This is a genomic window from Nonomuraea sp. NPDC050404 (assembly GCF_040655495.1).
Lineage (GTDB): Bacteria > Actinomycetota > Actinomycetes > Streptosporangiales > Streptosporangiaceae > Nonomuraea.
The window spans coordinates 35,414-59,684 of sequence record NZ_JBFAKB010000006.1; the positions used below are offsets into that span (position 1 = coordinate 35,414).

23 protein-coding genes are annotated in these 24,271 nt (G+C 65.9%); 15 read left to right on the forward strand and 8 right to left on the reverse strand.

The features are described from left to right. Positions 1-351: 351 nt before the first annotated feature. A complete protein-coding gene (locus tag AB0I81_RS17325; protein WP_360657287.1) occupies positions 352-900 on the reverse strand; it encodes a helix-turn-helix domain-containing protein in 549 nt (182 codons plus the stop codon). 80 nt (positions 901-980) lie between these two features. On the opposite strand from AB0I81_RS17325, the gene AB0I81_RS17330 reads away from it, so the two are divergent. After that, positions 981-1,622, forward strand: coding sequence for a dihydrofolate reductase family protein (locus AB0I81_RS17330; RefSeq protein WP_360657290.1), 642 nt, complete (start codon positions 981-983; stop codon positions 1,620-1,622). A 301-nt stretch (positions 1,623-1,923) separates the two neighbouring features. Here AB0I81_RS17330 and AB0I81_RS17335 read toward each other — a convergent pair whose 3' ends face one another. Then, entirely contained in the window at positions 1,924-2,229 is a 306-nt protein-coding gene (locus AB0I81_RS17335; protein ID WP_360657293.1) for a hypothetical protein, read from the reverse strand. Positions 2,230-2,388: 159 nt separating this feature from the next. Further along, positions 2,389-2,781: a VOC family protein gene (locus AB0I81_RS17340; RefSeq protein WP_360657296.1), complete on the reverse strand. Its 393-nt coding sequence runs from the start codon at positions 2,779-2,781 to the stop codon at positions 2,389-2,391. Positions 2,782-3,329: 548 nt separating this feature from the next. On the opposite strand from AB0I81_RS17340, the gene AB0I81_RS17345 reads away from it, so the two are divergent. Further along, positions 3,330-3,890 (forward strand): integrase core domain-containing protein, encoded by a 561-nt coding sequence (locus AB0I81_RS17345; protein ID WP_360657299.1) that lies wholly within the window; start codon positions 3,330-3,332, stop codon positions 3,888-3,890. Between the two features lie 149 nt (positions 3,891-4,039). Here AB0I81_RS17345 and AB0I81_RS17350 read toward each other — a convergent pair whose 3' ends face one another. The 3 genes from AB0I81_RS17350 to AB0I81_RS17360 are packed head-to-tail and all read right to left on the reverse strand — an operon-like array spanning position 4,040 to position 5,222. Next, positions 4,040-4,393 (reverse strand): hypothetical protein, encoded by a 354-nt coding sequence (locus AB0I81_RS17350; RefSeq protein WP_360657302.1) that lies wholly within the window; start codon positions 4,391-4,393, stop codon positions 4,040-4,042. A 14-nt stretch (positions 4,394-4,407) separates the two neighbouring features. Further along, the gene (locus tag AB0I81_RS17355) at positions 4,408-4,848 is read right to left on the reverse strand and encodes a hypothetical protein (RefSeq protein ID WP_360657305.1); all 441 of its coding nucleotides are present in this window, start codon (positions 4,846-4,848) and stop codon (positions 4,408-4,410) included. 38 nt (positions 4,849-4,886) lie between these two features. After that, positions 4,887-5,222, reverse strand: coding sequence for a peptidase inhibitor family I36 protein (locus tag AB0I81_RS17360; RefSeq protein WP_360657308.1), 336 nt, complete (start codon positions 5,220-5,222; stop codon positions 4,887-4,889). Between the two features lie 287 nt (positions 5,223-5,509). On the opposite strand from AB0I81_RS17360, the gene AB0I81_RS17365 reads away from it, so the two are divergent. From AB0I81_RS17365 to AB0I81_RS17375, 3 genes are all read left to right on the forward strand, one after another. Next, positions 5,510-5,761: a tyrosine-type recombinase/integrase gene (locus AB0I81_RS17365; protein WP_360657311.1), complete on the forward strand. Its 252-nt coding sequence runs from the start codon at positions 5,510-5,512 to the stop codon at positions 5,759-5,761. Beyond that, entirely contained in the window at positions 5,758-5,913 is a 156-nt protein-coding gene (locus AB0I81_RS17370; RefSeq protein WP_360657314.1) for a hypothetical protein, read from the forward strand. Before AB0I81_RS17365 ends, AB0I81_RS17370 begins: the two co-directional genes overlap by 4 nt. A gap of 361 nt (positions 5,914-6,274) precedes the next feature. Then, positions 6,275-7,345, forward strand: coding sequence for a winged helix-turn-helix domain-containing protein (locus AB0I81_RS17375; protein WP_360657317.1), 1,071 nt, complete (start codon positions 6,275-6,277; stop codon positions 7,343-7,345). 135 nt (positions 7,346-7,480) lie between these two features. On the opposite strand, the gene AB0I81_RS17380 is transcribed toward AB0I81_RS17375, so the two are convergent. Both AB0I81_RS17380 and AB0I81_RS17385 read right to left on the reverse strand, forming a co-directional pair. Continuing rightward, positions 7,481-8,011, reverse strand: coding sequence for an RICIN domain-containing protein (locus AB0I81_RS17380; protein ID WP_360657320.1), 531 nt, complete (start codon positions 8,009-8,011; stop codon positions 7,481-7,483). An 889-nt stretch (positions 8,012-8,900) separates the two neighbouring features. After that, positions 8,901-9,563, reverse strand: a complete 663-nt coding sequence (locus tag AB0I81_RS17385) for a hypothetical protein (RefSeq protein WP_360657323.1) — start codon at positions 9,561-9,563, stop codon at positions 8,901-8,903. Between the two features lie 170 nt (positions 9,564-9,733). Between AB0I81_RS17385 and AB0I81_RS17390 the strand changes: the two genes are divergently transcribed. From AB0I81_RS17390 to AB0I81_RS17435, 10 genes are all read left to right on the forward strand, one after another. Then, entirely contained in the window at positions 9,734-10,219 is a 486-nt protein-coding gene (locus AB0I81_RS17390) for a hypothetical protein (RefSeq protein ID WP_360657326.1), read from the forward strand. A 158-nt stretch (positions 10,220-10,377) separates the two neighbouring features. Next, positions 10,378-11,313, forward strand: coding sequence for an SEC-C domain-containing protein (locus AB0I81_RS17395; protein ID WP_360657329.1), 936 nt, complete (start codon positions 10,378-10,380; stop codon positions 11,311-11,313). 215 nt (positions 11,314-11,528) lie between these two features. Next, on the forward strand, positions 11,529-12,392 hold the full coding sequence (locus AB0I81_RS17400) for a hypothetical protein (protein WP_360657332.1): 864 nt from the start codon (positions 11,529-11,531) through the stop codon (positions 12,390-12,392). 143 nt (positions 12,393-12,535) lie between these two features. Beyond that, the gene (locus tag AB0I81_RS17405; RefSeq protein ID WP_360657335.1) at positions 12,536-14,260 is read left to right on the forward strand and encodes an IS1634 family transposase; all 1,725 of its coding nucleotides are present in this window, start codon (positions 12,536-12,538) and stop codon (positions 14,258-14,260) included. A 311-nt stretch (positions 14,261-14,571) separates the two neighbouring features. Beyond that, entirely contained in the window at positions 14,572-19,812 is a 5,241-nt protein-coding gene (locus tag AB0I81_RS17410) for an RHS repeat-associated core domain-containing protein (RefSeq protein WP_360657338.1), read from the forward strand. Between the two features lie 105 nt (positions 19,813-19,917). Then, positions 19,918-20,583 carry a DUF4241 domain-containing protein gene (locus AB0I81_RS17415; RefSeq protein WP_360657341.1) on the forward strand — a complete coding sequence of 222 codons (666 nt, stop codon included), beginning with the start codon at positions 19,918-19,920 and terminating at the stop codon, positions 20,581-20,583. 119 nt (positions 20,584-20,702) lie between these two features. Continuing rightward, positions 20,703-21,164: a helix-turn-helix domain-containing protein gene (locus AB0I81_RS17420; RefSeq protein ID WP_360657344.1), complete on the forward strand. Its 462-nt coding sequence runs from the start codon at positions 20,703-20,705 to the stop codon at positions 21,162-21,164. 73 nt (positions 21,165-21,237) lie between these two features. Beyond that, positions 21,238-21,594 carry a hypothetical protein gene (locus tag AB0I81_RS17425; protein ID WP_360657347.1) on the forward strand — a complete coding sequence of 119 codons (357 nt, stop codon included), beginning with the start codon at positions 21,238-21,240 and terminating at the stop codon, positions 21,592-21,594. A 99-nt stretch (positions 21,595-21,693) separates the two neighbouring features. Then, positions 21,694-22,794, forward strand: coding sequence for an integrase core domain-containing protein (locus AB0I81_RS17430; RefSeq protein ID WP_360657350.1), 1,101 nt, complete (start codon positions 21,694-21,696; stop codon positions 22,792-22,794). 327 nt (positions 22,795-23,121) lie between these two features. After that, positions 23,122-23,715 carry a hypothetical protein gene (locus AB0I81_RS17435; RefSeq protein ID WP_360657353.1) on the forward strand — a complete coding sequence of 198 codons (594 nt, stop codon included), beginning with the start codon at positions 23,122-23,124 and terminating at the stop codon, positions 23,713-23,715. Positions 23,716-24,271 lie beyond the last annotated feature (556 nt).

Below are 24,271 nucleotides of genomic sequence, written 5' to 3' on the forward strand. Positions count from 1 at the left end.
AATCCTGTCGCCAATTCATGTGCGGACCCGGCCATCTGGCGTCACGGTTCGTCACTCGATGTCCGGTTTTCGGGAGGGCTGGCGAGGCCCGATCAGAGGGTGTCGTTAAATCTTCTATTCCCGACACCCCCTGACGGCCGCCACGATGGCGTATCGAAACAGGAGGTGGTCCAGGGCGACCGCTTCTGAGGAGGGCTCTGTTCTGCGCCTGCCGTTAGAGGTGCGGTGGATCGCCAACGCGACCACTCGCCGTGTAGTCACCCACCGCTGCCGCACCAATCCCACCACGGAACGGCCGCCAACCGCCGACCACCAGAGTCACCAGCGTTGCGCGTAGGGTCGTCTGCCCCATCAGTCGCTGCGCGCTGCTTCGCCGTCTGTCGGCGGTGGGGCGGCTTCGCGCCGCGCGACTTCCTGGTATGCCGCTTCGAGCCGTTCCAGGGGGCCGGGGCCGTCACGGATGATAGACGCGGCTCCGAGGTGGCGTACGCGTAGTTCGTCCATCAGATCCGCGATGAACGGCGGCCCCTCGGCCCGCATGAGCTCCTGGCGGGTGCGCAGTTCGGGGGTGCCCTCGCGCCAGTCCAGGCCCCAGTTGCCGAGCGCGAACAGGATCGGGAGGGTCTGGATGCCGGCCTCGGTGAGGCTGTAGCGGGCGCGCTGGCCGCGCACGACGTCCTCTTTGGTGAGGATGCCCGCGGCGACGAGCTTCTTCAGCCGGTCGCTGAGGATGTTGGACGCGATGCCCTCGATCGAGCCGGACAGCAGCTCCCGGAAGTGCCGGCGGTCGCCGAAGATCATGTCCCGCAGCACCAGGAACGACCAGTGGTCGCCCAGGGCCTCCACAGCCGCGTTGATCGCGCATCCGGACCTCAGGTCCGAGATAGCTCCTCGGGCCATCTCCGATCCCTCCTTGACGTCGCCGGGCACCGCAAATTACGGTAGTGATTGCATTTTACAATCACTTTGCAGGAGTGGCAATGGGACAGGTACGAGTCGATCTGACTATCTCCCTCGACGGCTACGGCACGACCACCGACCAGACCCCCGAAGACCCGTTCGGCCAGGACTGGAACCGCCTTCAAGGCGCGTACGTGGCGACGCGGACCTTCCGCGAGCGCGTACTCGGCCAGACCGGCAAGGGCACCACGGGCCTCGACAACGACTACGCCGCCGCCTACTTCGAGGGCATCGGCGCCGAGATCATGGGCGCGGGCAAGTTCGGGCTCCACGCCCACCCCGGCGATCCGGACTGGCGAGGCTGGTGGGGGTCGAACCCGCCGTTCCGATGCCCGGTGTACGTGCTCACCCATGAATCGCGGCCGTCGTTGGAGATGGAGGGCGGGACGACGTTCCACTTCGTCCAGACCTCCGCCGAGGAGACCCTTGAGCACGCCAGGCAGGCCGCAGGCGACCGCGACGTGCGCATCGGCGGCGGGGTCCGGGTCGTGCGGTCCTACCTGGCCGCGGGACTGGTCGACCGGCTCCACGTCGGCATCGTGCCGATCCTGCTCGGCCGCGGTGAAAACCTGTGGGCGGAACTGCGCGAACTCGAGCGCGGCTACAAGGTGACCAGCGAGATCGCCGAAAGCGGCACCATCCATGTCACCTTCTCCCGCTGAACCGCCGCAGGGACTGTACGGCTAAGGGCTGTCCCGTAATCGGCCGCGGCGTCTGGTGCAGGAGGTCGCAGGTCATTCCTGGCAGACTCTCGCTCGGATCTACTCTGTCAGGAGTGACATCGCGGCGAACATGTCCCGGGCCTGTAGCGCCCGAGACGGATGCCTCCAGAACGCACACCACATACCTGTCGCGGTCCACGCGCTCTTGGGCGGATCAGGGTGCAACCACAGGCCGTCGCCGCAGTCGCCAGGGAGGGCGCGGTCTCCCCCCAGAACCCTCGCGCCCACCCTCACCTCGCCGCTAACGGCATGGCGCCTGGGGACACGTTCGGGAGCAGAGGGCCGATCTCGAACGCACCGGTCGGCACGGCGGCTGGGCCGACAACCTCGTGACGGGTCTGTAGGCGCCTCTTGTTACCAGCAGCCCGACCTCGACCAGCCGCCGGCGGGGCGCGGCCAGCGCGGCGTCGCGACGGCGGGTGGTCACCAGCGTGGTGCCCACCGGGCAGGCGGGAGGCCACAGCCCTCGCAGGTCCTGCAGCTCGGACAGGTCGTCCAGGACCACCAGCCACGCCGTGGTGGTGTCGGCCCAGATCAGGAACTCCACCCCGGCGCGCTCCGGATCCTCCCGGCCGGACAGGCCGAGCCGCGCTCGGCGCCCGCTGCGGGACGTCAGGGACGGCGTCCGAGAAGATCCTGTGTTCCTGAAGGAGACGCCACCGCTCTCCGCGCCGACATGGTGGCGCGCAGGGCGGCAAATAATGCCTTATGGCAGATTGAGCTGCCAGGAGACGCCGAAACGGTCGTTCACCCAGCCGAACTTCGTGCTGAACCCGTAGGAGTTCAGCGGCATCAGCGCCTGCCCACCCTCAGCCAGCGCGTCGTACAGACGCTGGATCTGCTCCTCGCTGTCGCAATCGACGTACAGCGACAACGACGGCGTGAAAGTGAACGAGTGCTTGGGGACGCTGTCGATGCACATGTACTCCTGGCCCGCCAGCGAGAACGTGGCGTGCTCGACCGTGCCCTCCTCCCCCGCCTCACCGGGGCCGTAGCGCTTGACGGCGACCACCTTGCCGTCGTCGAACAGCGACACGTAGAAGTTCATCGCCTCCTCGGCGTCCTTGTTCTGGAACATGAGGAACGTGGTGATCCGCATCAGGAGTTCTCCTCCTCGAGAGCGTAGAAGTCGGTGTTCGCCGCGACGATGGCGGCGGACTGTTTGGGGGTGGCGCCCGCGGCCTGGTAGGCCGCCCCCGATGCCCGGGCACTGGCGACGATGAAGGCCCGGCCCTCCTCGGTCAGATGGCTGGTACTTCCCGCCCGGCCGGAGGTCGCCGGAGACGGGCAGGAACCAGCGGCTCAGCCGGTCACCGTCGGTGCAGGCCTGCCGCACGCTGGCGAAGCCGTTGTCGCGCCGATCCGCAAGTGCTGGGAGACGGCCGGTTGGGAGATCCCAGCTCGCGCTGGATGGTGGTGGCGACCTCACCGGACCTGCGCTCACCGCCTGCGAGCAGTTCCAGGATCCGACGGCGGACCGGATCGCCGAGAACGTCGAAGGCGTGCACACCCCGCAGTTTTGCAGGGACTGCTTATATAAGTCAAGGCTGAAATATTCAGTTGTCGAGCCCGCAGGACGACTACACCGAGCCGCCATGTGCGTGGGCTCAAAGGAGCGAGGCGAGCAGAGAAGTGGGCTCGCGTTCAGTGGACACCGTCACGCTGCGCCGGTTGTACGTCTTCTTCGTGGTCGAGGTCGGCACCAGGTTCGTGCACGTGCTCGGCGTGACCGCCCACCCTGATGGCCCGTGGGTTGCCCGGCAAACCCGTAACCTTCTCTCCGACTTGAAGGACCGGACCGGGACGTTCCGATTCCTAATACGGGATCGGGACGAGAAGTTCACCAGCACCTTCGATGAAGTGTTCACGAGCGACGACATCCACGTGTTGAAGATCCCGCCGCGAGCACCCCGCGCGAACGCGTTCGCCGAGCGATGGGTCCGCACGGCACGCACAGAATGCACCGATCGACTGCTGATCTTCGGTGAGCGACACCTTCGTACCGCGTTTGACGAATATACCGATCATTACAATCGCCACCGGCCGCATCGCTCCCTCGGCCTCCGAGCTCCCATCGACGACGGGGGTTCCTCCTGGATGGTGGTCAGCAGGGGGAAGTTCTTGGCCACGATCCGCTGCGTTTCGCCGACGAGGCGCATCCTGCTCGACTCCGTCGAGCAGGATGCGCCGCTTCTCGGCGAGCGCTGACCGACGCCTCAGCCTCCTCGCCGCAGGACGATGACCGCCCCAAGCGCACCGGTCCCCGGCTACTACGCCCGGTCCAGCCGCCCGTGCCGCTGTGGTGAAGGGCCGGGCCCCCGCGTCGCGGGGGTCCGGCCCTCTGTCCCGAGCCGGCGTCAGTAACCTTTCACCCACAGCTCGTGGGTACGCCACTCGCCCGGGCCGGCGACCGTGGTCCAGCAGGTGAAACTGCGCCAGGCCCCGCCGTGCACGCCGTCCCAGCCTGCGGCGTGGCACCTGCCGCAGGAGTCCGTTCCGACGAACGCGCCGGCGTAGACGTATCCCGAGCCGGGCGGAGAGCTGGAGCAGTTGGCCAGCAGGGCCAGGGACGTGCCCGCCTGCGGGGAGCCGGAGATCTCGGTTGGCGCGCTCTGCTTGGCCGTGGCGGGCGCGGCGCCCAGGCTCGCGCCGATCAGCATCAGCAGGCTCAGCGTCAGGATTCTGAGCCCGGTCAGCGTTCTCTTGGTCATGAGAGTCCTCTCATTCACCGGACGTCTTTGCAGGCGAGCCCGACCGACGGGCCCAGCGGGGCGTTCTCCAGATCCCACCCCTCCGCGCAGGCCTTGCCGGCTCCTCGGCCGAGAGTCGTCACGACGGGGTTGGAGCCGATGTCCGAGTAGCGGTTGACGCCGGGTCCCCAGATGTGGACGTGGCCGAAGAATCCGTGCCCGCTGCCTTTGATGGTGTATTTCGTGGCGTTTCCGGTGAGCGTGACACAGGTCTGGTAATTACACCCGTGAGCGTCCATCGCGACGGACATGCCTTCGGGAATGACGCGGATGCACACCTGGCCGCTGCAGGTGTATTCGGTGGACTGCTGCGCCAGCGCGGGGCTCGCGGTCGCGGCCCCTCCCGTGAGCAGCGCGAGAATCAGGCCCAGGACGACAAAGAGCGTCTTGCGCCGTGGCGGGATGAATTGTTTCATGGCACCAATGCCTCCTGGTCTGCGAATGTCCGTCCCTCTCACGGCCAGGCGCCGATCGAATATCTCGTGGGGCTGCCGAGGGCGTAGCTCTCGTCGGGGCCCAGTTCGATCCCGCCGGTGCAGTTGCTTCTGGCCGACAGCTTCTGCGGCCATGAGGTGCGGTTGTACGCCGAGCGATAGCCGGGAAGGATGGCTTTGCAGTCGCCCGGCTGGACGCGCAGAACGCGATACATGAGCCCGTCGAAATTCGGGCCCGTCCAGACGCACATATAGCCGCCTGGGCAGTCATTGAGGTCCTGTCGTCCGGCCGTTTCGGCCTGCGCCGCCGACGGGACCACCGCCGGTAATGCCAGTGCGGTGGCGAGCATGAACATCGCACGGATTTTTCTCATCCGCATACGCCTCCATGGGGTTTTTCCAACTTCTGAAGCCATCCACAAGGCTTACGCACCGGCACACGATCAACCAGGACAATCAACCGTCATATGCCGGACATTTCACGATCCTCGGCCGCTCGTACTGGTAGCGCGAATACGCCTCGACCGTGTCGTGCTCCACCGGGATCGGCCGCGGCATACGGGCAGGTCGGCGAGGCGACCGGGGCCGACATGGGGTCGGACCTGGTGTTCGTCAATCTGTTCCATCCCCGCTGGGCGAGCCGATGAAGTATGCCAAACACCTACGAGTTGTTCTGCCGTCTGGCCAGGCGGGCCGCGTTCGGGCCAGGCCGCACATGATGCGGCATAGCGCGATTACGAGGATGCGGCGGGCCAGGGTCGACCGCCGGGTGGTCCAGGAGATCGCCGGCCATGTCTCGGCCTCGTCACAGGACGTGTATTCCCACGTCACCGACTCCGACAAGCGCCAGGCCGTGGAGATGGTGGCCGCCGAGAGAGGGCAGGCGCGGTCGTGAACGGGCCGGACAGCGTGATCGACGGGATGGCGGGCGGCGTGGCCGGCAAGGTGATCGCTCTGCATCGCCCGGCCGGCGAGGGCGGGGCGGCCCCGAGGGCGTTGACGGCGGTGGAGGCCGCGACTTTCGGCCAGGTCCCGGTGGGGCCGTAGTCGATGATGCTGTTGTCCGCGGGCATCACGTGGTCTCCTTCGATCTTGGTTTGCGCCTTCGAAGGATCACGCGATGGCCGTCACCATTTCCTGGCGCCACGCCTGTGACCAGGTCAAACTCGTACACCACTCCCGTGGACGCAACCGTTGCGTCGAACGCTGCGCAAGCCGCCGCCCGCCGGCCCAATTGCCAAGGGGGCGATCAAGACGGCATGGCCACGCCGCCCGACGGCATGCACGGGGGGGCCGGGAGAGCTTCCATCTAATGCGGATGCCCGGCGTTTCTGGCACTGTCGTCAACCACAGGGCAACTGGAACGGTCAGGAAAGCGCACCTCCCCATCCACCGGAAGGGAAGGACCTTGTCCCCTCGTTCTCGCGGCGTACTGAGGATCGTCTTCACCTCCGAAGACCTCGCGCTCACCCGGCTGGTGACCCGGACCGACCTGCTGTGGGAGATGCTGGGCAGCCTGCACCGGCTGCAGGCCCGCGACGGCGGGCCGACCATGGCCGACTGGCGGCGGCAGGCCCGGGCCCGGCTGACCGAAGCCGGCCTTCTGTCGTCCGTCCGCTCGCTGCTGCTGCCGCTGGCGCCCAGGGGGCCGTACTTTCCCGACTTCCTCACCCCGATCGAAGCCCAGCTGGGCGACGAGCAGGCCCTGCGGGCGCTCGCGGACACGCCCGGCACACGGATACGGGCCGAGATGGAGCTGCTGCGCCGCACCGCCGGCCTGCCCTCCACAGAGCTGGCGGACGTCGCGCGCGGCAATCGGCAGGCCATCAAGCGGATCGAGCGGCTCGTGGCCGGCTACTGCGAAGCGGTGCTCACGCCGCACCGGCCGCAGGCCGAGCTCGCCCTCACCCGCGAGCGCGCCCTGCTGCAACGGCACCTCGTCACGGGCGGCGCCGAACAGATGCTCGCCCTCCTGTCGCCGGCGACGCGCTGGCGCCCTCCGGTGCTGGAGGTCGACTATCCGACCGGCCTGGACCGGGAGATCCCCCTGCGGGGGCGAGGGCTGACGGTGATCCCGTCCTACTTCTGCCGGGGCAACCCGGTGGCGCTGGTGGATCCGGCGCTGCCTCCCGTCCTGGCCTACCCGATCCGCCGCCCGGGCCAGCGCCGCGCTGCCGGGAGCGCTGCCGGGGGTGAGGCGCTGGCGGCGCTGCTGGGGCGCACCCGAGCCGAGATTCTGAGCTGCATCGTCCAGGCGCCTGGCTACAGCACCGGCGAGCTGGCCCACCGGGCGCGGGTCTCGCCGTCCACGGCCAGCGAGCACGTCCATGTGCTCCGCCAGGCCAATCTGATCGCCAGCGTCCGGCAGGTCAACCTGGTGCTGCACTACCCAACCGAACTGGGCGCCGACCTGCTCTCCGGGCGGCCGGTCCGCGGATCAGGGTCTTTCGGTGGACGCCGGGACACCCTCTCCCCCTGACGGCCGAGCGCCGATGGTGGAATCCGCCGGGCGCTTGCATGAGCCACGTAACAGGGCCGTGATGCTCGCGCCAACCTTACTTGGCTCACATGGCTGACTACCAAAGTCACGGGACGTGTTCCAGAGCTGGTTGACCTAACGCGGCACCCGCTGCAGCCTCCACTGCTGGTTGGGCGCTCTGTCGCAAGGGAAGATGGCGATGTCGGTGCCGCTGCTGCCGCCCGAAATTCCCATGCACTTCCCGATAGCGGCAAGATTCTGAAGCGCGAAGAACTCGGTTCCGCCACCGAAGGGCACGGCGCTCCAGTCCTGGGTTCCGCTGCCGGACGGATTGGCCAGGAAGACTCGCGTCCCGCTGGAGGTGCCGTTGTAGACGGTGCCAATGTTCTTCTTGGAGTCGTTGTGCTCGAAGGTGACGTAGCCCCGGTCAGGGACCGTATTGAAGTAGCGATTGCCACCGCCGTTCCCGTAAAGGCGGAGCCACGTTCCATCAGCCCCCAGGTACTTGCCATTGGCATTGATGAGGTAGAACGGCCCGTCCAGGAGCATGCGCTGCGATGACGCAGCATGTGCCGCGGTGGGCGCGACGGCCGCGCCCCCCAGGCCGAGCAGCACGGCAGCGCCGATCGCAGCGGCTCGGGATAGCTTAACTTGGGACGGCTTCATTCTCTGACTTCTCTCTGCAGATCAGGCTTCGCGGTTGCGTCCACAGAAGTGGTGTACGAGTTTGACCTGTTCGCTCTGGCGTGGTGTTGCTTCGGCCGTAAACGTTCATGCGATTCAAGGGCGGTAACGCTGCTGGGTAGCGGCGCGGGGCATGCCTCATCCGTGGATGTGGTGCCCGTTGTGACCCTTGGGAACAGGTGTAGTGGTGGCTTGGATTGTCAGGCACCCCCCGGGGTACGCACTCGCATGCTCGTCGCGGATCCCAGCATCGGCGCACGACCGCCGCACGGTAAGAGTGTTTCGCCGTCCGCCGAAAGACGCAGGTCCCAGGCTTCTTCAGATGGCCAGGCATGAGTGGTGACACCCTGTGGGTGCTCAGATATTGTGTCGCCTCATGCGACCTGGGCGTATTCGTGGAGGAGGCCGCCGCGCCGGTCTCGTCGGGAGACCTCGATGTCGGCGTCGACCGGATCGGGTAGCGCCCGCAGAGGGCTGGCTGCTTCAGGGCTCGGTGGACGGCGCGGTCCGGATGGAAACGGTGAGTAAACAGCGGCTGCCGTAGACCTGTCACGGTACAGCTGCTCGCCAGAACACCTCCGGCGAGCGCACTCCTCAAGGAATGGACAGAATTCTCATGAGGGCGTTGAAGAGCCGTCATATCCCAGCGCTGGTGGCGGCATTCGTGTCCGCCAGTGCGGCGACCTTCCTAATCGCTCCGGCCGCCAGTGCGGGAAGCACCTCGAACGCGACGATCCTGGCAGCTCAGCAGAGCGCCGCCGTCATCTGCCCGTACAAGACCACCAAGAAGACTCCGAAATACAAAGGTGCGGACAGCGACAAGCAAGCCGGAAGCTGGTCCAAGGGCGCCAGTATCAAGATCTATCAAGGGTCAGGAAAGAACGGCCGTCTCAAGACGACGACCTCCTGGCCCGAGGGCAATGGCAAATACTGGGCCGACGCGTCGGACATCACCGCCGATGGATCGTGCATGGGTTAGCACACCAGCAAGGGTGAACCCTTTCCCGCAGGTTTGAGCGACCAGAATTGTCAGCAGGTGGTCGACGGGATGCCGATCGGCCAGCCTGACGAAGCGCCAGTCCCCATCACCACGCTGCCGCATCCCCTGCTCCACCGCCTCGCGCAGCGCCCCGCCCAGCGGCGGCGCCTCCTCCGCCAGCAGGTCCAGCGTGACCAGGCAGCAGATTCGCGAGTCCACCTCGCAGGGATCCGTGAGCTGCGCCGCGATCACCTGCTCCAAGGCCGCGTACCAGACCTCAACGTCAAGCGCCGGCGCGGGTTCGGCCCGAACGGCACGCGAGCCCTCGATCGTGACCAGCCCTGCCGCCACCGCGGTCAGCCAAGCCCGCTGCAGCTCCGGCACATCGCTGAGGCGTCGGACCTTGACCGGACACGCCACACCGAGCGCCAGCGCGGCATCGGGCACCAGCGCCGGTTTGATCGCGATCGACGGCGTGACCGCCCGACCGCCCCCTACCCAGGAGGCCAGGGCGCGAGCGGCTGTGAACACCGGACTCTCGGCGACAGAGGGCATGGCCGCGAGCGTATCGCCTCGCCGATCTCAAGGTGCGAACCCGGGACACCCCGAAGGCGTAAGGTCAACGGGTGGCTGCCGAAAGCGCAGGATGCAGTCGGTGTGGACGCCCGGCCCGCATTTCTCTGAACACCGTGGGCATGCTCTGCGACGCCTGCTGGAACTCCTGGATGTCTGACCGTACGGGGCGTGATCCGCTACCGCCGCCTCCGCCACCGGAGAGGTTCATCGATCCGGACGGACGACCGCATGTCCTGGCCTACCGCCTCACTCACGGCGCCACCGGCATCGACGCCGAGCTCACGGAAGTCGACGTCGAGGAAGGGTATGCCTTCAGGACGCTCGCCGACCCTCACGCCGATCCGCAGCGCGCCCTTGACCACGTACGGGAGACCGCCCGCCGCGAGATCGGCAGACAATGCCTGAGGCGCAGCCCCTTCACCGGCGAGATGACCATCGCCGACCGCGAAGTACGTGGCAGGATCATCTGGCGCAGCCCGGATGAGATGGCCGTGGTCGTCGACGGCCGACAGCTGACCTGGAACGAACTCGGCCAGGCGATCCAGAACGAGGGCTGGAACTTCACGATCACTGTCGACGAGCCGGTCGGCCTGGTAGACGGCTACGACCCCGCGTTGATGTCAGAGAGCGGCTGAACGATAGCGGCCCAGACGGCGATCCCTTGCGCCCATCTCGTGTTCCCCCACGGAGATCAGACCCAACAGGGACCAACCGTATCTCTTCTGACCCGCCAAGACAGCGCCCGTAGTGGAGTCGGGCAGATGGCCGTGGCGGTGCCTCTACGCTCGTACGGGTGACGAGCGACAACCTGGTGAGCCAAGCCGACATCGACAGTCTGGGCATGGGCCGCTTCTCCGGGCCAGAGCGGGATGCGGCAGTGGCCCGAGTGCTGGCAGCCGTCGACGATCCCGCTCTGCGCGGTGAGGACTTCGATCGGCCGTACGCGCTGATGGTGGCCTGCGACTTCCTGGCGATGGACGGCGAGGTCGATCGGGCGACAGAGCTGCTACGCCGAGCGGACACCGAAGACATCCGGCGCGAAGGCATGGAGCCGTTGAGCCGCCTGGCCGCGCTCCTGCACGAACAAGGCCGGACCGAGGAGGCCTCCGCGATCTTCCGCCGCGTGGTCAAGGAGGGGCTGGCGGACTGGACCGACTATGACCTTTACGCTGACGCGCTCGGCGAGAGCGGCGATCAGGTCGGCGCCTTGCGGATCCTGGTCGGCGGCCAGGAGCGGCTGACCAGGCGAGGCAACGCGCTGTCCGCCGCTCAGCTGCAACGCTCGATCGACCGGTTCCGCCGCGATATGGGCTTCCCCGACGCGCCCGCGGCGCCGGACCCGGACGCCCACTGGCACGAAGAAGAGGGCGATCCGCGCACTCTGTTCTGGCCCCGTGAGGACTTCGACCGCCTCTCCCGGCGGTGGCCGCGGATCGCTGAAAAGTACGGAACTGACTGGGACAATCACCGCTCCCGCGTCGAGCTGGCCGGTCTCGAACTCGCCGGCGAGGGCTCCAAGCTGCATCTCCTGTACGCCGACTTCACCGCATTCGCCCAGCTCATGATTCAGCGCCCCGACCTTGCCGACCCGATCGACGAGTACTTCGAGGACCCGGCATTGGACACCACAGACTCGCCATGGCGAACGGAGCGGAACGCCCCATGCTGGTGCCGCTCGGGACGGAAGTACAAGCAGTGCTGCCGACGACTCGGTATGGGGAGCCAGTAACGCGGCGTGGTGCCTGACTCTCTTCCCGGGGATGGCACTACCTCCGGACTCCTCGGTGGTGCCGAGCTCGACCGAGCGTTGCGAAAGCACCCGGACGACCTCGACGCCTCGCTGAACTCCTGGAAGTCGCGGCTGCGCCCGTTCGCCACGAAGCACCAGCGCATCGCCCGGTTGAAAGAGTTGTCGCGGTTCGTATGGTCTGAAGGGGTGATGTGGTGTTAGAGGGTGTGGACGAGGTGCCGTGGGGGCGGCTCGGGTACTGGCCCGGAGGTTCGGTCGCAGTGCCCGGCCTGCTGCGAGAGCTCGCGGCGGCGCCGCCGGGTTCGTCGGAAAGGTCGCCGGTGTGGCGGCTGCGGCACGGACTGTTCCAAGGGATCAACGCGCGCGAGGTCTACGACGCGGCCCCGTACCTGGTGCCGTACCTGCTGGAGGTCGTGAGGATCGCACGGCAGCCCCACCGAGGACTGGTCGTGGACCTGATGACCGACATCGCGTTGGCGCAGCCGCACCGAGACATCTCCTGGGATCCCGCCGCCGGACCCGAGCCCGACCACGCGGCACTCGCGCGGGCGGCCATGACCGCCAACGTCGACCCGATCGCGCGGCTGCTGAACGATGTCTCCCCGACGGTCGTGGCGGGGGTAGCACGCCTGCTCGCTCTCTTGCCCGAGGCCGCGCCGAGCAGTTTGCCCGCGTTGCGCGCGCGGGCCGAGAAAGGGGTGAGGCCGGCGGCCGATGCCGGAGCGGTGGCCTGCGTGCTGACCGTGGCGTGGCTCGCGGCGGCCGATCACGCGGAGTGGTTCGCCAGTCTGCGCGATGCCGCCGCCGCGCACCGTGATCTGCGCGCCATGGCCGTGGTGGGGCTCGCGCTGGCCTCCCCCGCGGCGGAACCGGACAGTGACGCCGCGGTCGCGCTGCTGGCCGACGCGCAAGCCGACCCGGCATCAACGTTCGAGCGCGTCCACCGGCACGGCGACGGCATCATGCCCGTCGGTTCGGCTCTGCGGCGCGCCGAGCACTGGCAGCAGGCGGTAGCCCGCGATCTGCTGGCCCGTCCGCCCGGGTTCCGCAGTTCGTAGTCACACAAAGCGAGCGGGCTAGAAGAATGTGCAGGTAGAGGACGCGCAGAGGGCTGCGGGACACCACAAGGGGACGAGAGTGTAGTAACACGACTTCGAAGATTCCGGGCGCACAAGCTCGGGGTTCGTGGTTCTGTGTAGTCATGTACTTGCGGTTCACCCGGCGAACCAACGCTGACGGCAGCGTCGTCCGCTACGTCGCCCTGGCGCACAACCGGCGCGTGGACGGCAAGATCAAGCCGGATGTGCTGATGAACCTGGGCCGGGTCGACCGTCTGGACGTGAACGGCCTGCTCGGGCTAGCGGCCTCCATCCGCAGGCACTTCGGCGACGGCCCGGACGGTCGCGGCGAAGCCGATGACACCGTTGAGGTCGGGCAACATGCCGGTAGCGCCCCCATCGAAGTGGTCGACTCCCGTCCCATCGGCGGCATCTGGCTGCTGGAGGGCCTGTGGCAGCAGCTCACGGTCGCCTCGGCGATCAAGAAGGCGACCGACGGGCGGCGCTTCACCACGAACATGGAACGCGTGCTGTTCGCGCTGGTCGCCAACCGGGCGATCGCGCCGATGAGCAAGCTGTCGGCCGCCGAATGGGTTACCCAGGACGTGATCATCCCCGGCCTGGCCGTCATGGACGACGACCAGGCCTATCGGGCGATGGACCTGCTCGTGGAGGCCGACACCCAAGGCGAAGTCCAGGAAGCGGTCTTCTTCGCCGTCGCCCACCTGCTCAACCTCGAAGTCGACCTGCTGTTCTTCGACACCACCTCCACCTACTTCGAACGCGACGCCGAAGAGGACGGCGAGCAGGCGTTTCGCACCTACGGCAAGTCCAAGGACCATCGAGACGACCTGCCGCAGATCGTCATCGGACTGGCGGTCACCCGCGAGGGCATCCCGGTGCGGGTGTGGTGCTGGCCCGGCCACACCAGCGACCAGAGCGTGCTGGCCGAGGTCAAAGACGACATGCGCGCCTGGAAGCTCGGCCGCGTGATCACCGTGGTCGACCGCGGTTTCTCCTCCGCCGAGAACCTGGCCTATCTGCGCCGCGCGGGCGGCCACTACATCGCCGGGATGCGCATGCGCGACGGCGGCGCCCTGGTCGAGCAGGCACTGTCGCGCCAAGGCCGCTACCAGCAGGTGCGCGACAACCTGCGCCTCAAGGAAGTCCGCCTCGACGGCGCCGGCGACGTGCGGTTCATCATCTGCCACAACCCCGACCAAGAACAGCGCGACCGGCAGCACCGCGAGCAGGCCATCGCCCGGATCGAGGCCGAACTGGAGCGGATCAAGGCCCAGCGCGAACGGGAGGCCAAGCGGGAGCTAAGCGCCACGGCCCGCGACAGGGCCGAGGCCGCCCACGTCCGGGCCGAGTGCGCGCTGCGCGACCATCCCACCCTCAAGCGGTGGATCCGCCAGCAGAAGAACGGACGGCTGGTGATCGACCGGGCCAAGGTCAAGGCCGAAGAACGACTGGACGGCAAGTACCTGCTGGCCACCAGCGATCCCGACATCAGTACCGAAGACGCCGCACTCGGGTACAAAAACCTCCTCGAAGCGGAGCGAGGCTTCCGGGACATGAAGTCCGAACTCCTGCTGCGCCCGGTCTTCCACCGGCTCGAACACCGCATCCGCGCGCACGTGCTGATCTGCTGGCTCGCGCTGCTGCTGACCCGCGTCGCCGAACGCCGATGTGAGCAAAGATGGCCCCGGATCAACCGCGAACTGTCCCGTCTGTCCCAGGTCACCCTCGCCGGACCGGCCGGAACCGTCGTCCACACCACCCCGCTACGACCAGCACAACGAGCCATCTACCAGGCACTTTCCATCACACCACCGGCACGGGTCTCCGTCTTCGAACCCGCCTGACCGATCAGCAACCAGCCGCAGAGGGCGTAGGCACACGACCCTCCCCGGCCCTACACGCGTTCCCCCAGGCCAACACCCAAATCCGGGCTCACGTGTGACTACCAACTGCGGAACCCGGGGTCCGGGACTGCAGAGAATCGTCCGGCAAGAACACCGGCGCCGGCGGCACCGCGCTGGTCAACACCTACGCGGGCAACCTCAACTGGTCCTACAACGCGCTGTCCAACCCCTCACGCGGGCCGCAGACGTTCGTCCGCACCACCTACAACAGCCTCGACACCGCCTCCAGTTCGATGGGGTACGGCTGGTCCTTGCAGACCTCGACGCTGAACCGGCTCGGAACGGCTCTGTCGTTCGAGCCGCGCCGCGAGACCTGGCCGAACAAGGTACGGCTGACCGACGGCGACGGCACCACGCACGTGTGGACGCTGGACAAGCACGGCAACTCCACGTGCAACCCGCAGGTATGTGACTACGTGCATCCCAAGGGCGTGCACCTATACCTGCAGCGGGTGGCCCATCCGGACAACCCGACCCGGATCTCGACCGATCCGCTGCGCCGGTGGGTGTTCACCAAGCCCGACCGCACCCAGTTCTTCTTCGACGAAGAGGGCTACCAGTCGGCGGTCGTGGACGCCAACGGCAACACCATGACCTTCACCTACGAGCGCCGCAACGAGTGCTTCGGCAAGGTGACAAAGTTCCTGCAGCACATCACCGACGCCACTGGCCGCCGCACCCTGAGCCTGGACTACTACAAGAAGGGCCAGGACTACACCTACATCGACGGCAACGGCCAGGAAGTGTCCGGCCGCAAACTGTCTAACAAGCACCTCATCGACCAGGTCGAATCCGCCACTGACATCTCGGGCCGTAAAGTCAGCTTCACCTACACGTCCAAGGGCCTGATGGCGCGCATGGTCGACGGCGCCGGGGACACGGCCGCCAAGACGTTCAAGTTTGGCTACGACGCCGGCTGGGGCAACCAGAACACCAAGCTCACCGACGTCACCGACCCGCGCGGCAACACCACCACCTTCACCTACCACCGGACCCCGGCGCTGTTCTGGTGCAAGCTGCGCGTGGAAAGCATCAAGGACCGGCTCGGCGGCGTGACCCGCTTCGACTACAACGACGGTCCGTTCACCAAGTACGTCCGCACCACGGTCACCGACCCGCTGAACAACGCCACCAAGTACGTGCTGGATGGCTACGGCAGGCCAGAGCAGATCATCAACGCCAAGACCGAGACCACGGCGCTGCAGTGGGACGACGACCACAACGTGGTCAAGCTCACCGAGCCCAGCAACGCCTACGCGACGTGGAAGTACGACCCCAAAACCGGCTACCCCCTCGAACTGCGCGACGCCGAGGCCAACGCCAACGGCACCCCGGCGACCACCCTCGTCTACCAGACCGGTCTCAACGGCTATGTCGCCGACCTGGTCGAGAAGACCTCACCCGAGGGCCGTAAATGGGCCTTCGGCTACAGCCCCCAGGGCAACCTACTGTCGGTCACCGACCCGCTAGGCGTCGCCTCCACCACGGCGGGCGACTACACCACGAAGTACGCGTACAACGGCCACGGCCAGCTCACCACGAGCACCGACGCCAACGGCAACCCCACCGGCTACGGCGACTACGACCCGTCCGGCTACCCCAAGACCATCACCGACGCCAACGGCAAGGTGACCGCCACCGCCTATGACGTGCGCGGCAACGTGCTGTCAGTCACCGACGCGCTCGGCAAGAAGACCACCCAGACCTACGACCTGTTCAAACGGCCGCTGGAGTCGAAGGTCCCCAAGGACCAGGACGCGGGCGTGTTCATCACCACCCCGGCCTCGATCTATGACGCCAACGACAACATCACCAAGGTGACCGCGCCCAACGGCACCGTCTCGACCGCCGTCTACGACAAGGCCGACCAACTGATCGAGTCGCTGCTGCCTAAGGACACCGCCGACTCGCCCGAGCGCAAGGCCACCAACACCTACGATGCGGCCGGCAACATCAAGACGCAGACCGAGCCAAAGGGCAACCTCACCACCACCATCGGTGACTACACCACGGCCTACGTCTACGACCCGATCTACCAACTGACCGACGTCGTCAACGCCGCCCAGCAGAAGATCACCTACAGCTACGACAACGTCGGCAACGTCACCAAGATCGTCGACCCCCGCAAGAACGCCACTTCGGATGCGGCCGACTACACCGCCTCCTACACCTACGACCGCAACCACCAGGTCAAAACCGTCAAGGACGCGGCCGGCCACCAGTCGGCCACCGACTACGACCGCGACGGCCTGCCCGTCAGCCAGACCGACCAGGAGGGCAACAAGACGATCACCGTCTACGACAAGCGCGGCAGCGCGATCGAGACCAAGGCGCCACACTCGGAAACCGACGGCGTGATCAAGTACGTCACCACCCAGTACGCCTACGACCAGGTCGGCAACCAGACCAAGGCCATCACCCCGCGCGGCGTCGAAACCACCGACGACCGCGGCGACTTCCTCACCGAGACGAAGTACGACAAGTTGAACCGGCCGATCGAGGAGGTCTACCCCTACGACAAGGACGACCCCACCTACAACCAACCCGACTCCGTCAAGTACGTCTACGACGAGTTGTCCAGGCTGAAGGAGATCAGCGCCCCGCCGTCGCACGGCCAGACCGTCCGCAACGTCAGCACGATGACGTACTGGGACACCGGATGGAACAAGACCAGCACCGACGCGTGGGGTATCCAGACCAGCTACGACTACAACACGCTCGGCCTGCAGACCAACCGCACCGTCACCTCGGCAGGCGGCTCCTCACAGCGGGCCATGGACTGGTCCTACTACCCTGACGGGAAACTCAAGACCCACTCCGACAACGGCGTCCCGCTCGACATCGACGTCGTACTCGCCGACAACAGCGACATCGGACAGGGCCAGGCGACCGGCACCTTCACCGCCCGGACACCGGCAACCGCACCAGCCGCTACCGGCCCGAGCACCAAGATCCCCGTTACCGGCTACGACTTTGCTGCCGCCCCCGCGGGCGAGGGCAAGTCCGCCTTCACCTGGACCGTGACGCCCAATACCACCGGCACCTACCAGGTCTGGGCAACCTACCCGGCCGGCGCCACCGCCACCAACGCCACCTACACCATCGACGGCGACGACAAAAAGACGGTGGACCAGACCAAACACGCCGGCGAGTGGGTGAAGCTGGGCAGCCACGCCTTCACCGCCGGCAAGCCCGCCACCATCACCCTGACCGACCAGGCGAACGGCACTGTCGCCGCCGACGCGATCAAACTGGTCCGCGACACCGGAGCCGCCGACGTCGAAAAGAAGGACTTCGGCTACGTCTACGACCCCAACGCCAACCTCACCCAAATCCTCGACAACACCACGACAGCCAAGATCGACGACTGGGCGGTCACTTACACCGGCCTGAACCAGATCGACAAGATCGTCGAGAGATTGGACGGGATCCTCAAGAACACCACCACCTACAGCTATAACGAGAACAGCGCCGTCACCGAGCGCACCCACGACAAGACTCGCGCCACCTACACCTACGACGTGCGCGACCTGATCGACTCCGTCACCAACCGCAAATCCGCCACCGACACCAACCCCAAGACCACCCAGTACACTCACACGCCACGCCGCGAACGGCTGAAGGAAACCAAGGCCAACGGCAACACCGTTGACTACGACTACTTCCTGACCGGCCTGCTCCGCCACTCGATCGAAAAGAAGAGCAACGGCACGATCGTCACCGAGCACACCCTCGGCTACCAGGGCAACCTGCAAAAGGCCAGCGACCACGCCAAAATCCAGAACGCCGACAACAACAGCACCTACCTAGAACACAACTACGGCTACACCTACGACCCCCGCGATCGCATCGCCAAGACCGTCAAAACCCCCACCAGCGGCGGCACCGCGGAAACCGAAACCTACAAGCACGACGCCAACAACAATGTCTACAACCAGACCGTCGACGGCAGGCAAACCGCCTTCACCTACGATCGCAACCGCCTGCTGACCTCCACCGCAGGTGGGGCCACAACCAGCCACGCCTACGACCCCTACGGCCGTCTCCGCACCGTGACCGGTGGCGGGACGACCTTGGAGAAGTACACCTACGACGGCTTCGACCATGTCACCAAACACGAAAGACTCGGGGCCGACGGCATCACCACAGTCACTGCCTACACTTTCGATCCGCTTGATCGCACCACGTCGAAGACCGAAAAGGAAGGAACCGCAAGAGCCAAAACCACCGCATACTCGTATCTGGGCCTGTCTGCCGAGGTTCTGGACGAGGAGGTGGCCGGCAAGCTCACCAAGTCCTTCCAGTACAGCGCATGGGGTGAGCGACTGTCGCAGGCGAAGATCAACCCTGACAGTACGGAGGAGAACTCCTACTACGGGGACAACTCCCACACCGACGTCGAGCAGATCACTAGCGAAACCGGTGACACGAGAGCCACGTATGGCTATACCGCGTACGGCAAGAATGACGACAAGCTCTTCACCGGCGTCGACAAGCCCGACCCCGCCGACCCCACCGCCAAGGAGGAGTACAACCCCTACCGCTTCAACGCCAAGCGCTGGGACAACTCCACCGGCATGTACGACATGGGGTTCCGTGACTACAGCCCCACTCTGAACCGCTTCCTCAACCTCGACAGCTACAAGGGTGCTCTTGCCGACCTCGCGCTGAGCCTCGATCCCTGGACCGCCAACCGCTATGCGTTCGCGGGTGGCAACCCAATCGGTCTGATCGAGATCGACGGTCACGAACCACGCCCTTGGCACAACCCCAAGTACGACGGATCGCAGTGCAAGAACAATTTCGGTAAGGAGTGCGACCCATCGGGAGCGAAGGCGGCGGCCGCAGGCAAGCAAACCCTTGTCGTCGCACCGGTGAAGCCTTTCGCACCGCCTGTCGTCCCACAGGGAAAGACATCTACCGGTGGAGGCCGCTTAGCGGGGCTTCTCGGACTGCTGCTGATGTTGTCGGGCGACACAGCGACCGAGGGGGAACCGATCGACCACGAGAAACTCCTGAAGTCGCTCGAAGACGATGGGCGCAGGTGCGACGAGGGAGGGCAGTACGCGCCCAACGAGATCCAGTACCTCCCGCTGGACACTACTGCTCCGCACACTGGTGGCAGGCCCACGGGCGCCATGGCGTGCCTACGCAGCAAACCGGCGATGCCGGACAACTCGACTCGAGTGACGCCAGCCGGATTCGGGCTCTACACCGGTGTCGACAGAACCCACCTCATCGCCCGGGAATTCGGTGGCAGCAATACCGACTCCAGGAACATGACTATCCTTTATGCCAGAGCCAATCAACAGAAGATGCGTGACGTCGAGCGAGAAGTCGGACGTCGTATTGATGCCAAAGAAGCAGTCTTCTATGCTGTCGTACCGGACTACTTCGGCTCTCGGGGCAACTACTTGCCTGCGCGCATGTGGTTGTACGTGTACAGTCGGAGCGGCGGAGGAAAGGCGTACATAGTTCAAAACCATCCGTAACAGTCTCGCCCGGGTCCGCGCTCCGTATCGCCGGCGGCGCGGACCCGGGCAGCACCCCGCACGTTCAGGCACGCCAGGATCGCAGAAACACTCAAGAGGTGCGAGATGCCTATTTCACCAGCAGACTTTTCGGCGATTTTTAAGGAAGGAGCACGCTACCAGTGGCCTAGCGGGGATATTCTCCGAATCGAACTCCGCGAGGCCGGCAAACTTCAACTTCCGACCGGATACCTGGTGGCACGCGATAATAGCACCAGCGTCATCGAGCCGTCCGACGTAACGCAGGCATTCGTTGATCGGGTGAGCAGCGGGGGCTACCCAGTAGTTCTCGCAATCGCGAACTTCGAGAAGCCAGTATACGGTGCGCGCCCCAGAGTCGCCGCTGCGAAGGTAGTGATATCTCAGGCCGTAACAGTCTCCTGGGAGCCAGCGCTGCGGCCAAGTCAGAAAGTTGCCGATCTTGCTCCAGATTCGTTCTATGGGTTCCCCGTAGATAGTGGCCAAGGATGCTATCTGGACGTGTCCCTCCTTCCGTTTTTGCAAGCTGCCCAGCGCGATGAGACACAACTCGATATAGCCCGTGACGAGGTGATGGAGAACTGTCATGCCGAATTGACCGACCCACAGACCGGCGGAAACGTTCTACTCTTTGACTGCGGCATGGGTGATGGCCTCTACCCCACATGGACCGGTCGGGCAGCAGACGGAAGCATTACATGTTTCGCCACTGACCTCGAGCTTCTGTCGCATAGCTCCGGCTCTCTCCCTTAATCCTGTCCCGCTCGGAAATAGAGTTTCGGGCTGTGAGCTGGGATTTCGCTGCGAGGTCAGGGGGCGACTGCCACCATCGCGATGTGGTGTTGTCGCTTGTTTATCGGTTACTGAGGTGCTTGTTCGGCCTGCTGACGGTGCTGGTGCGCGCTGATCTCTCCAAGGACGCCGAGCTGCTGGTGCTTCGTCAGGAGAACCAAGTGCTCCGCCGTCAGCTCGGTGGCCGGCCGCGCTGGGGGCATGTCGACCGGCTCTGGCTCGCGGCGTTGTCCCGGCTGATCAGCCGCTGCCGATGGCCGGAGGTGTTCCCGGTCCCCCCGGCGACGCTCTTACGCTGGCATCGCACCCTGGTGAGGCGTAAGGCGACCTTCACCGACAGACGACACCCGGGACGCCCTTCCACTCGCCGGCCGGTCAAGACACTGATCGTGCGGATGGCGCAGCAGAACCCGACCTGGGGACACCGGAGAATCCAGGGTGAGTTGGCTCGCCTGGGCTACTCAATAGCGGCCTCCACGCTGTGGGAGATCCTGCATGCGACGGCTATCGATCCGGCGCCTCGCCGGGCCGGGCCGACCTAGCGGCAGTTCCTGACCTGTGCGGTGCCAAAAACTCGTCCATGGCATCTGACCTGGCCTTCTATCCTCAGCACTCGTGTTCCTACGCCTGCTGTATCTGCTGATGGTCCGGTTGTTCGGCTGGTTGACGCTACTCGCGCGAGGCGACACCTCCAAGGACGTGGAGATATTGGTGCTGCGTCATGAGGTCGCCGTCCTGCGTCGTCAGGTTTCCCGGCCTCAACCGGACTGGGCCGACCGGGCGCTGCTGGCCGCATTGGCGCGGCTGCTTCCCGCACGACTTCGCCTCCATCGGATCGTGACGCCGGGCACCTTGCTGTCCTGGCACCGCCGGCTGGTCAGCCAACGCTGGACGTACCCGAACGCGGCCGGGCGTCCACCGATCCCAGACGAGCTGCGTGAGCTGGTGATCCGGCTGTGCGCCTGCCGATAATTACATCCGTCCAGGTCTTGGCTCTGCGAGGGCTTCGCGTGGCGTACGCGAGCTCCGGTCACCCGAGAGACGGAAGCGCGTACGGCAGGATGATCCGCTGTGCTCCTTCGCCTGGCCTACCTGACCGTCACGAACGCCTTCGCCGCGCTGCGACTGCTGCCCATGAGCGATCGGGATAAGGACGTGGAGATTCTCGTCCTGCGTCACCAGATCGCCGTCCTTGAACGCCAACTCGGTGCTGACACCCGAGTGAGATTCGCACCCGAGGACCGAGCCTTTCTCACCGCGCTCCTGGCCTCGCTGCCGCGCGAGGTCCTACGCCGGCTGCGGCTCCTCGTCCGGCCCGACACCGCCCTGCGCTGGCACCGCGATCTGATGCAACGGCGCCATGCCCGCACCTGCCGACCGAAGCGGCCTGGGCGCCCGCCCACCGTCCGCTCTATCCGCGCTCTCATTCTGCGCCTGGTTCGGGAGAACCCCGGCTGGGGTTATCGGCGAGTGCATGGTGAACTCACCACGCTCGGCATCACGGTCGCGCCGTCCACGGTCTGGGAGATCCTCAAACAGCCGGGCCTTGACCCAGCGGCCGAACGGGCCTCCACCACGTGGGCCGACTTCCTGCGCTCCCAAGCCGACGCTCTGCTGGCCTGTGATTTCATCGAGACCGTCATCTTGAACGGGCAACGCCAGTACATCCTGACCGTCATCGAGCACGCCGACAGGCGCGTCCGCATGCTGGGCACCACCACCCACCCGACCGCCGACTGGGTCATCCAGGCGATCAGGAATCTGATGATGGATCTGGAAAATGCGGGCCGCCGGGCACGCTTTCTGATCCGAGACAGGAACGGCAAGTTCCCCGCCCTCATGGACGAGATCCTCGCCCAAGCCGGCATCAAGACCGTGCTCACCGGTATCCGGATGCCGCGAATGAACTCGATCATGGAAAGGTGGGTGCAGTCCTGCCGCCACGAACTCCTGGACCGCTGCCTCATCTGGAACGAACGCCACCTACGGCACGCTCCACGCGAGTACGAACACTTCTACAACCACCACCGAGCCCACCAAGCCCTGAACCAAGCCGCCCCGCTGCGTCCCGTCCCGGACCCGATCGCAGACCCCGAACGAATCATCGACCCGAACATACGCCAACGAGACCGACTCGGCGGAGTCCTCCACGAATACTCACATGCCGCTTGACCTGCATGGATGGAGTTTTCGGCAGGCGCAGTGCGAGCACGCACCGAGCACGGCCGCCGCCCTATTCGGCCGTCGCATCATGGCTTCGCGGAGCGGATCTCGCCTTTCAGCCATGCAGGCACTGCCCATAGAGGTCGCGCGCAGTGCTCGGCATGCGCTCCAACCCGTACACAGCTCCTTTGGACACAGCCAGCCGCATAGGCGATTTTCCGACAGATGGCGATCATGTATGCCGATAGAGCATGGGTCCGCAGGTCAGGGCAGCTCCGAGGCCGATAATCGGCGTGGCACACCAGCGCGTCGCGAAAGGCACCCCCACGTATGCCATTGCCGAAACTCGTTTCCACGTTCGCCGCGGCGACGACCTTCTGCGCAGCCGTCCACGCGCCGCCCACCGCCGCCAGTGACCTGAGCGACCTCGACATCATCAAGAAGGCCGTCAGCACCGGGTTGCTCGACCGGGCCACCGCCGCGCTCTGGGTGAAGGACCCCAAGCTCAGACGGCAGATCCCGGTGCGCGGCCGCACCGAGATCTCCAAAGACCGGCTCGCGGGCTCGCGAACCGTCCAGACCAAGCAGGTCACCCGTTACTTCGAGAACTGGCTCGGCAACCGCATACTGAGCAACACGCTGACCAAGCGCTGGTGCTACGACGGCGTCAAGGTCTGCGGCGACATCTCCTCGTCGGTGTCGAGATGGAAGGCCGGCTGGGCGCTGACCTGGACCTGGCACCGCGTGGACCCCGACGACAAGCAGGACTACTACTACACCTACCAGGACCGCGCGAACGGTGGCCACAAGACCCGGCGAGTGGCCGTCTGGCACGCGTTCGGAACACCGGACGCGGCGTGCGTACAGCTCCACATCTGGTCCCACTACGACGGCACCTCCACGCCCACCGGCAGCAGCTCGAACTGCTGACGCCGGTGACGAACCACGAAAGACGAGATGCGATGAGCATGCAGCGGAAAGTCATCATCGGGGCAGTGATAGCGCTGGCGGTCATCTTCACCGTCCTCGTCCTCCTCGGCCACATAGGCGGTCGCTGGACAACGGGGTGAAGGCCGCCCCGTGAGCACGCGTACCCCGGCTCGATCGTCCGGAGCCAGGGTACGCGTGTCAGCCTTCAGACGAGGCCGACGCGTCCGCCAACATCGAGCCTGCCGATAACCACATCTACCCAGGTCATGACTCTGCGAGGGCATCACGTGGCGTACGCGAGCTCCGGTTTCCGGGAGACGGGAGCGGCGCACGGCAGGATGATCCGCTGCGCTCCTTCGCTTGGCTCACCTGACCGTCACAAACGCATTCGCCCCACTGCGGTTGCTCCCCATGGGCGATCGGGGTAAGGACGTGGAGATACTTGCTCTGCGTCACCAGATCACCGTCCTTGAACGCCAACTCGGCCCCGACACCAGAGTGAGATGCGCGCCCGAGGACCGAGCCTTCCTCGAAATACGTCAGGCAACGGATGAGG

Coding starts and splice junctions, on each gene's coding strand:
- AB0I81_RS17385 (WP_360657323.1), bottom strand. CDS start 9,563: ATGCCCTCTGTCGCCGAGAGTCCGGTGTTCACAGCCGCTCGCGCCCTG.
- AB0I81_RS17380 (WP_360657320.1), bottom strand. CDS start 8,011: ATGAAGCCGTCCCAAGTTAAGCTATCCCGAGCCGCTGCGATCGGCGCT.
- AB0I81_RS17405 (WP_360657335.1), top strand. CDS start 12,536: ATGTACTTGCGGTTCACCCGGCGAACCAACGCTGACGGCAGCGTCGTC.
- AB0I81_RS17330 (WP_360657290.1), top strand. CDS start 981: ATGGGACAGGTACGAGTCGATCTGACTATCTCCCTCGACGGCTACGGC.
- AB0I81_RS17360 (WP_360657308.1), bottom strand. CDS start 5,222: ATGTTCATGCTCGCCACCGCACTGGCATTACCGGCGGTGGTCCCGTCG.
- AB0I81_RS17350 (WP_360657302.1), bottom strand. CDS start 4,393: ATGACCAAGAGAACGCTGACCGGGCTCAGAATCCTGACGCTGAGCCTG.
- AB0I81_RS17355 (WP_360657305.1), bottom strand. CDS start 4,848: ATGAAACAATTCATCCCGCCACGGCGCAAGACGCTCTTTGTCGTCCTG.
- AB0I81_RS17325 (WP_360657287.1), bottom strand. CDS start 900: ATGGCCCGAGGAGCTATCTCGGACCTGAGGTCCGGATGCGCGATCAAC.
- AB0I81_RS17390 (WP_360657326.1), top strand. CDS start 9,734: ATGTCTGACCGTACGGGGCGTGATCCGCTACCGCCGCCTCCGCCACCG.
- AB0I81_RS17365 (WP_360657311.1), top strand. CDS start 5,510: ATGAAGTATGCCAAACACCTACGAGTTGTTCTGCCGTCTGGCCAGGCG.
- AB0I81_RS17340 (WP_360657296.1), bottom strand. CDS start 2,781: ATGCGGATCACCACGTTCCTCATGTTCCAGAACAAGGACGCCGAGGAG.
- AB0I81_RS17415 (WP_360657341.1), top strand. CDS start 19,918: ATGCCTATTTCACCAGCAGACTTTTCGGCGATTTTTAAGGAAGGAGCA.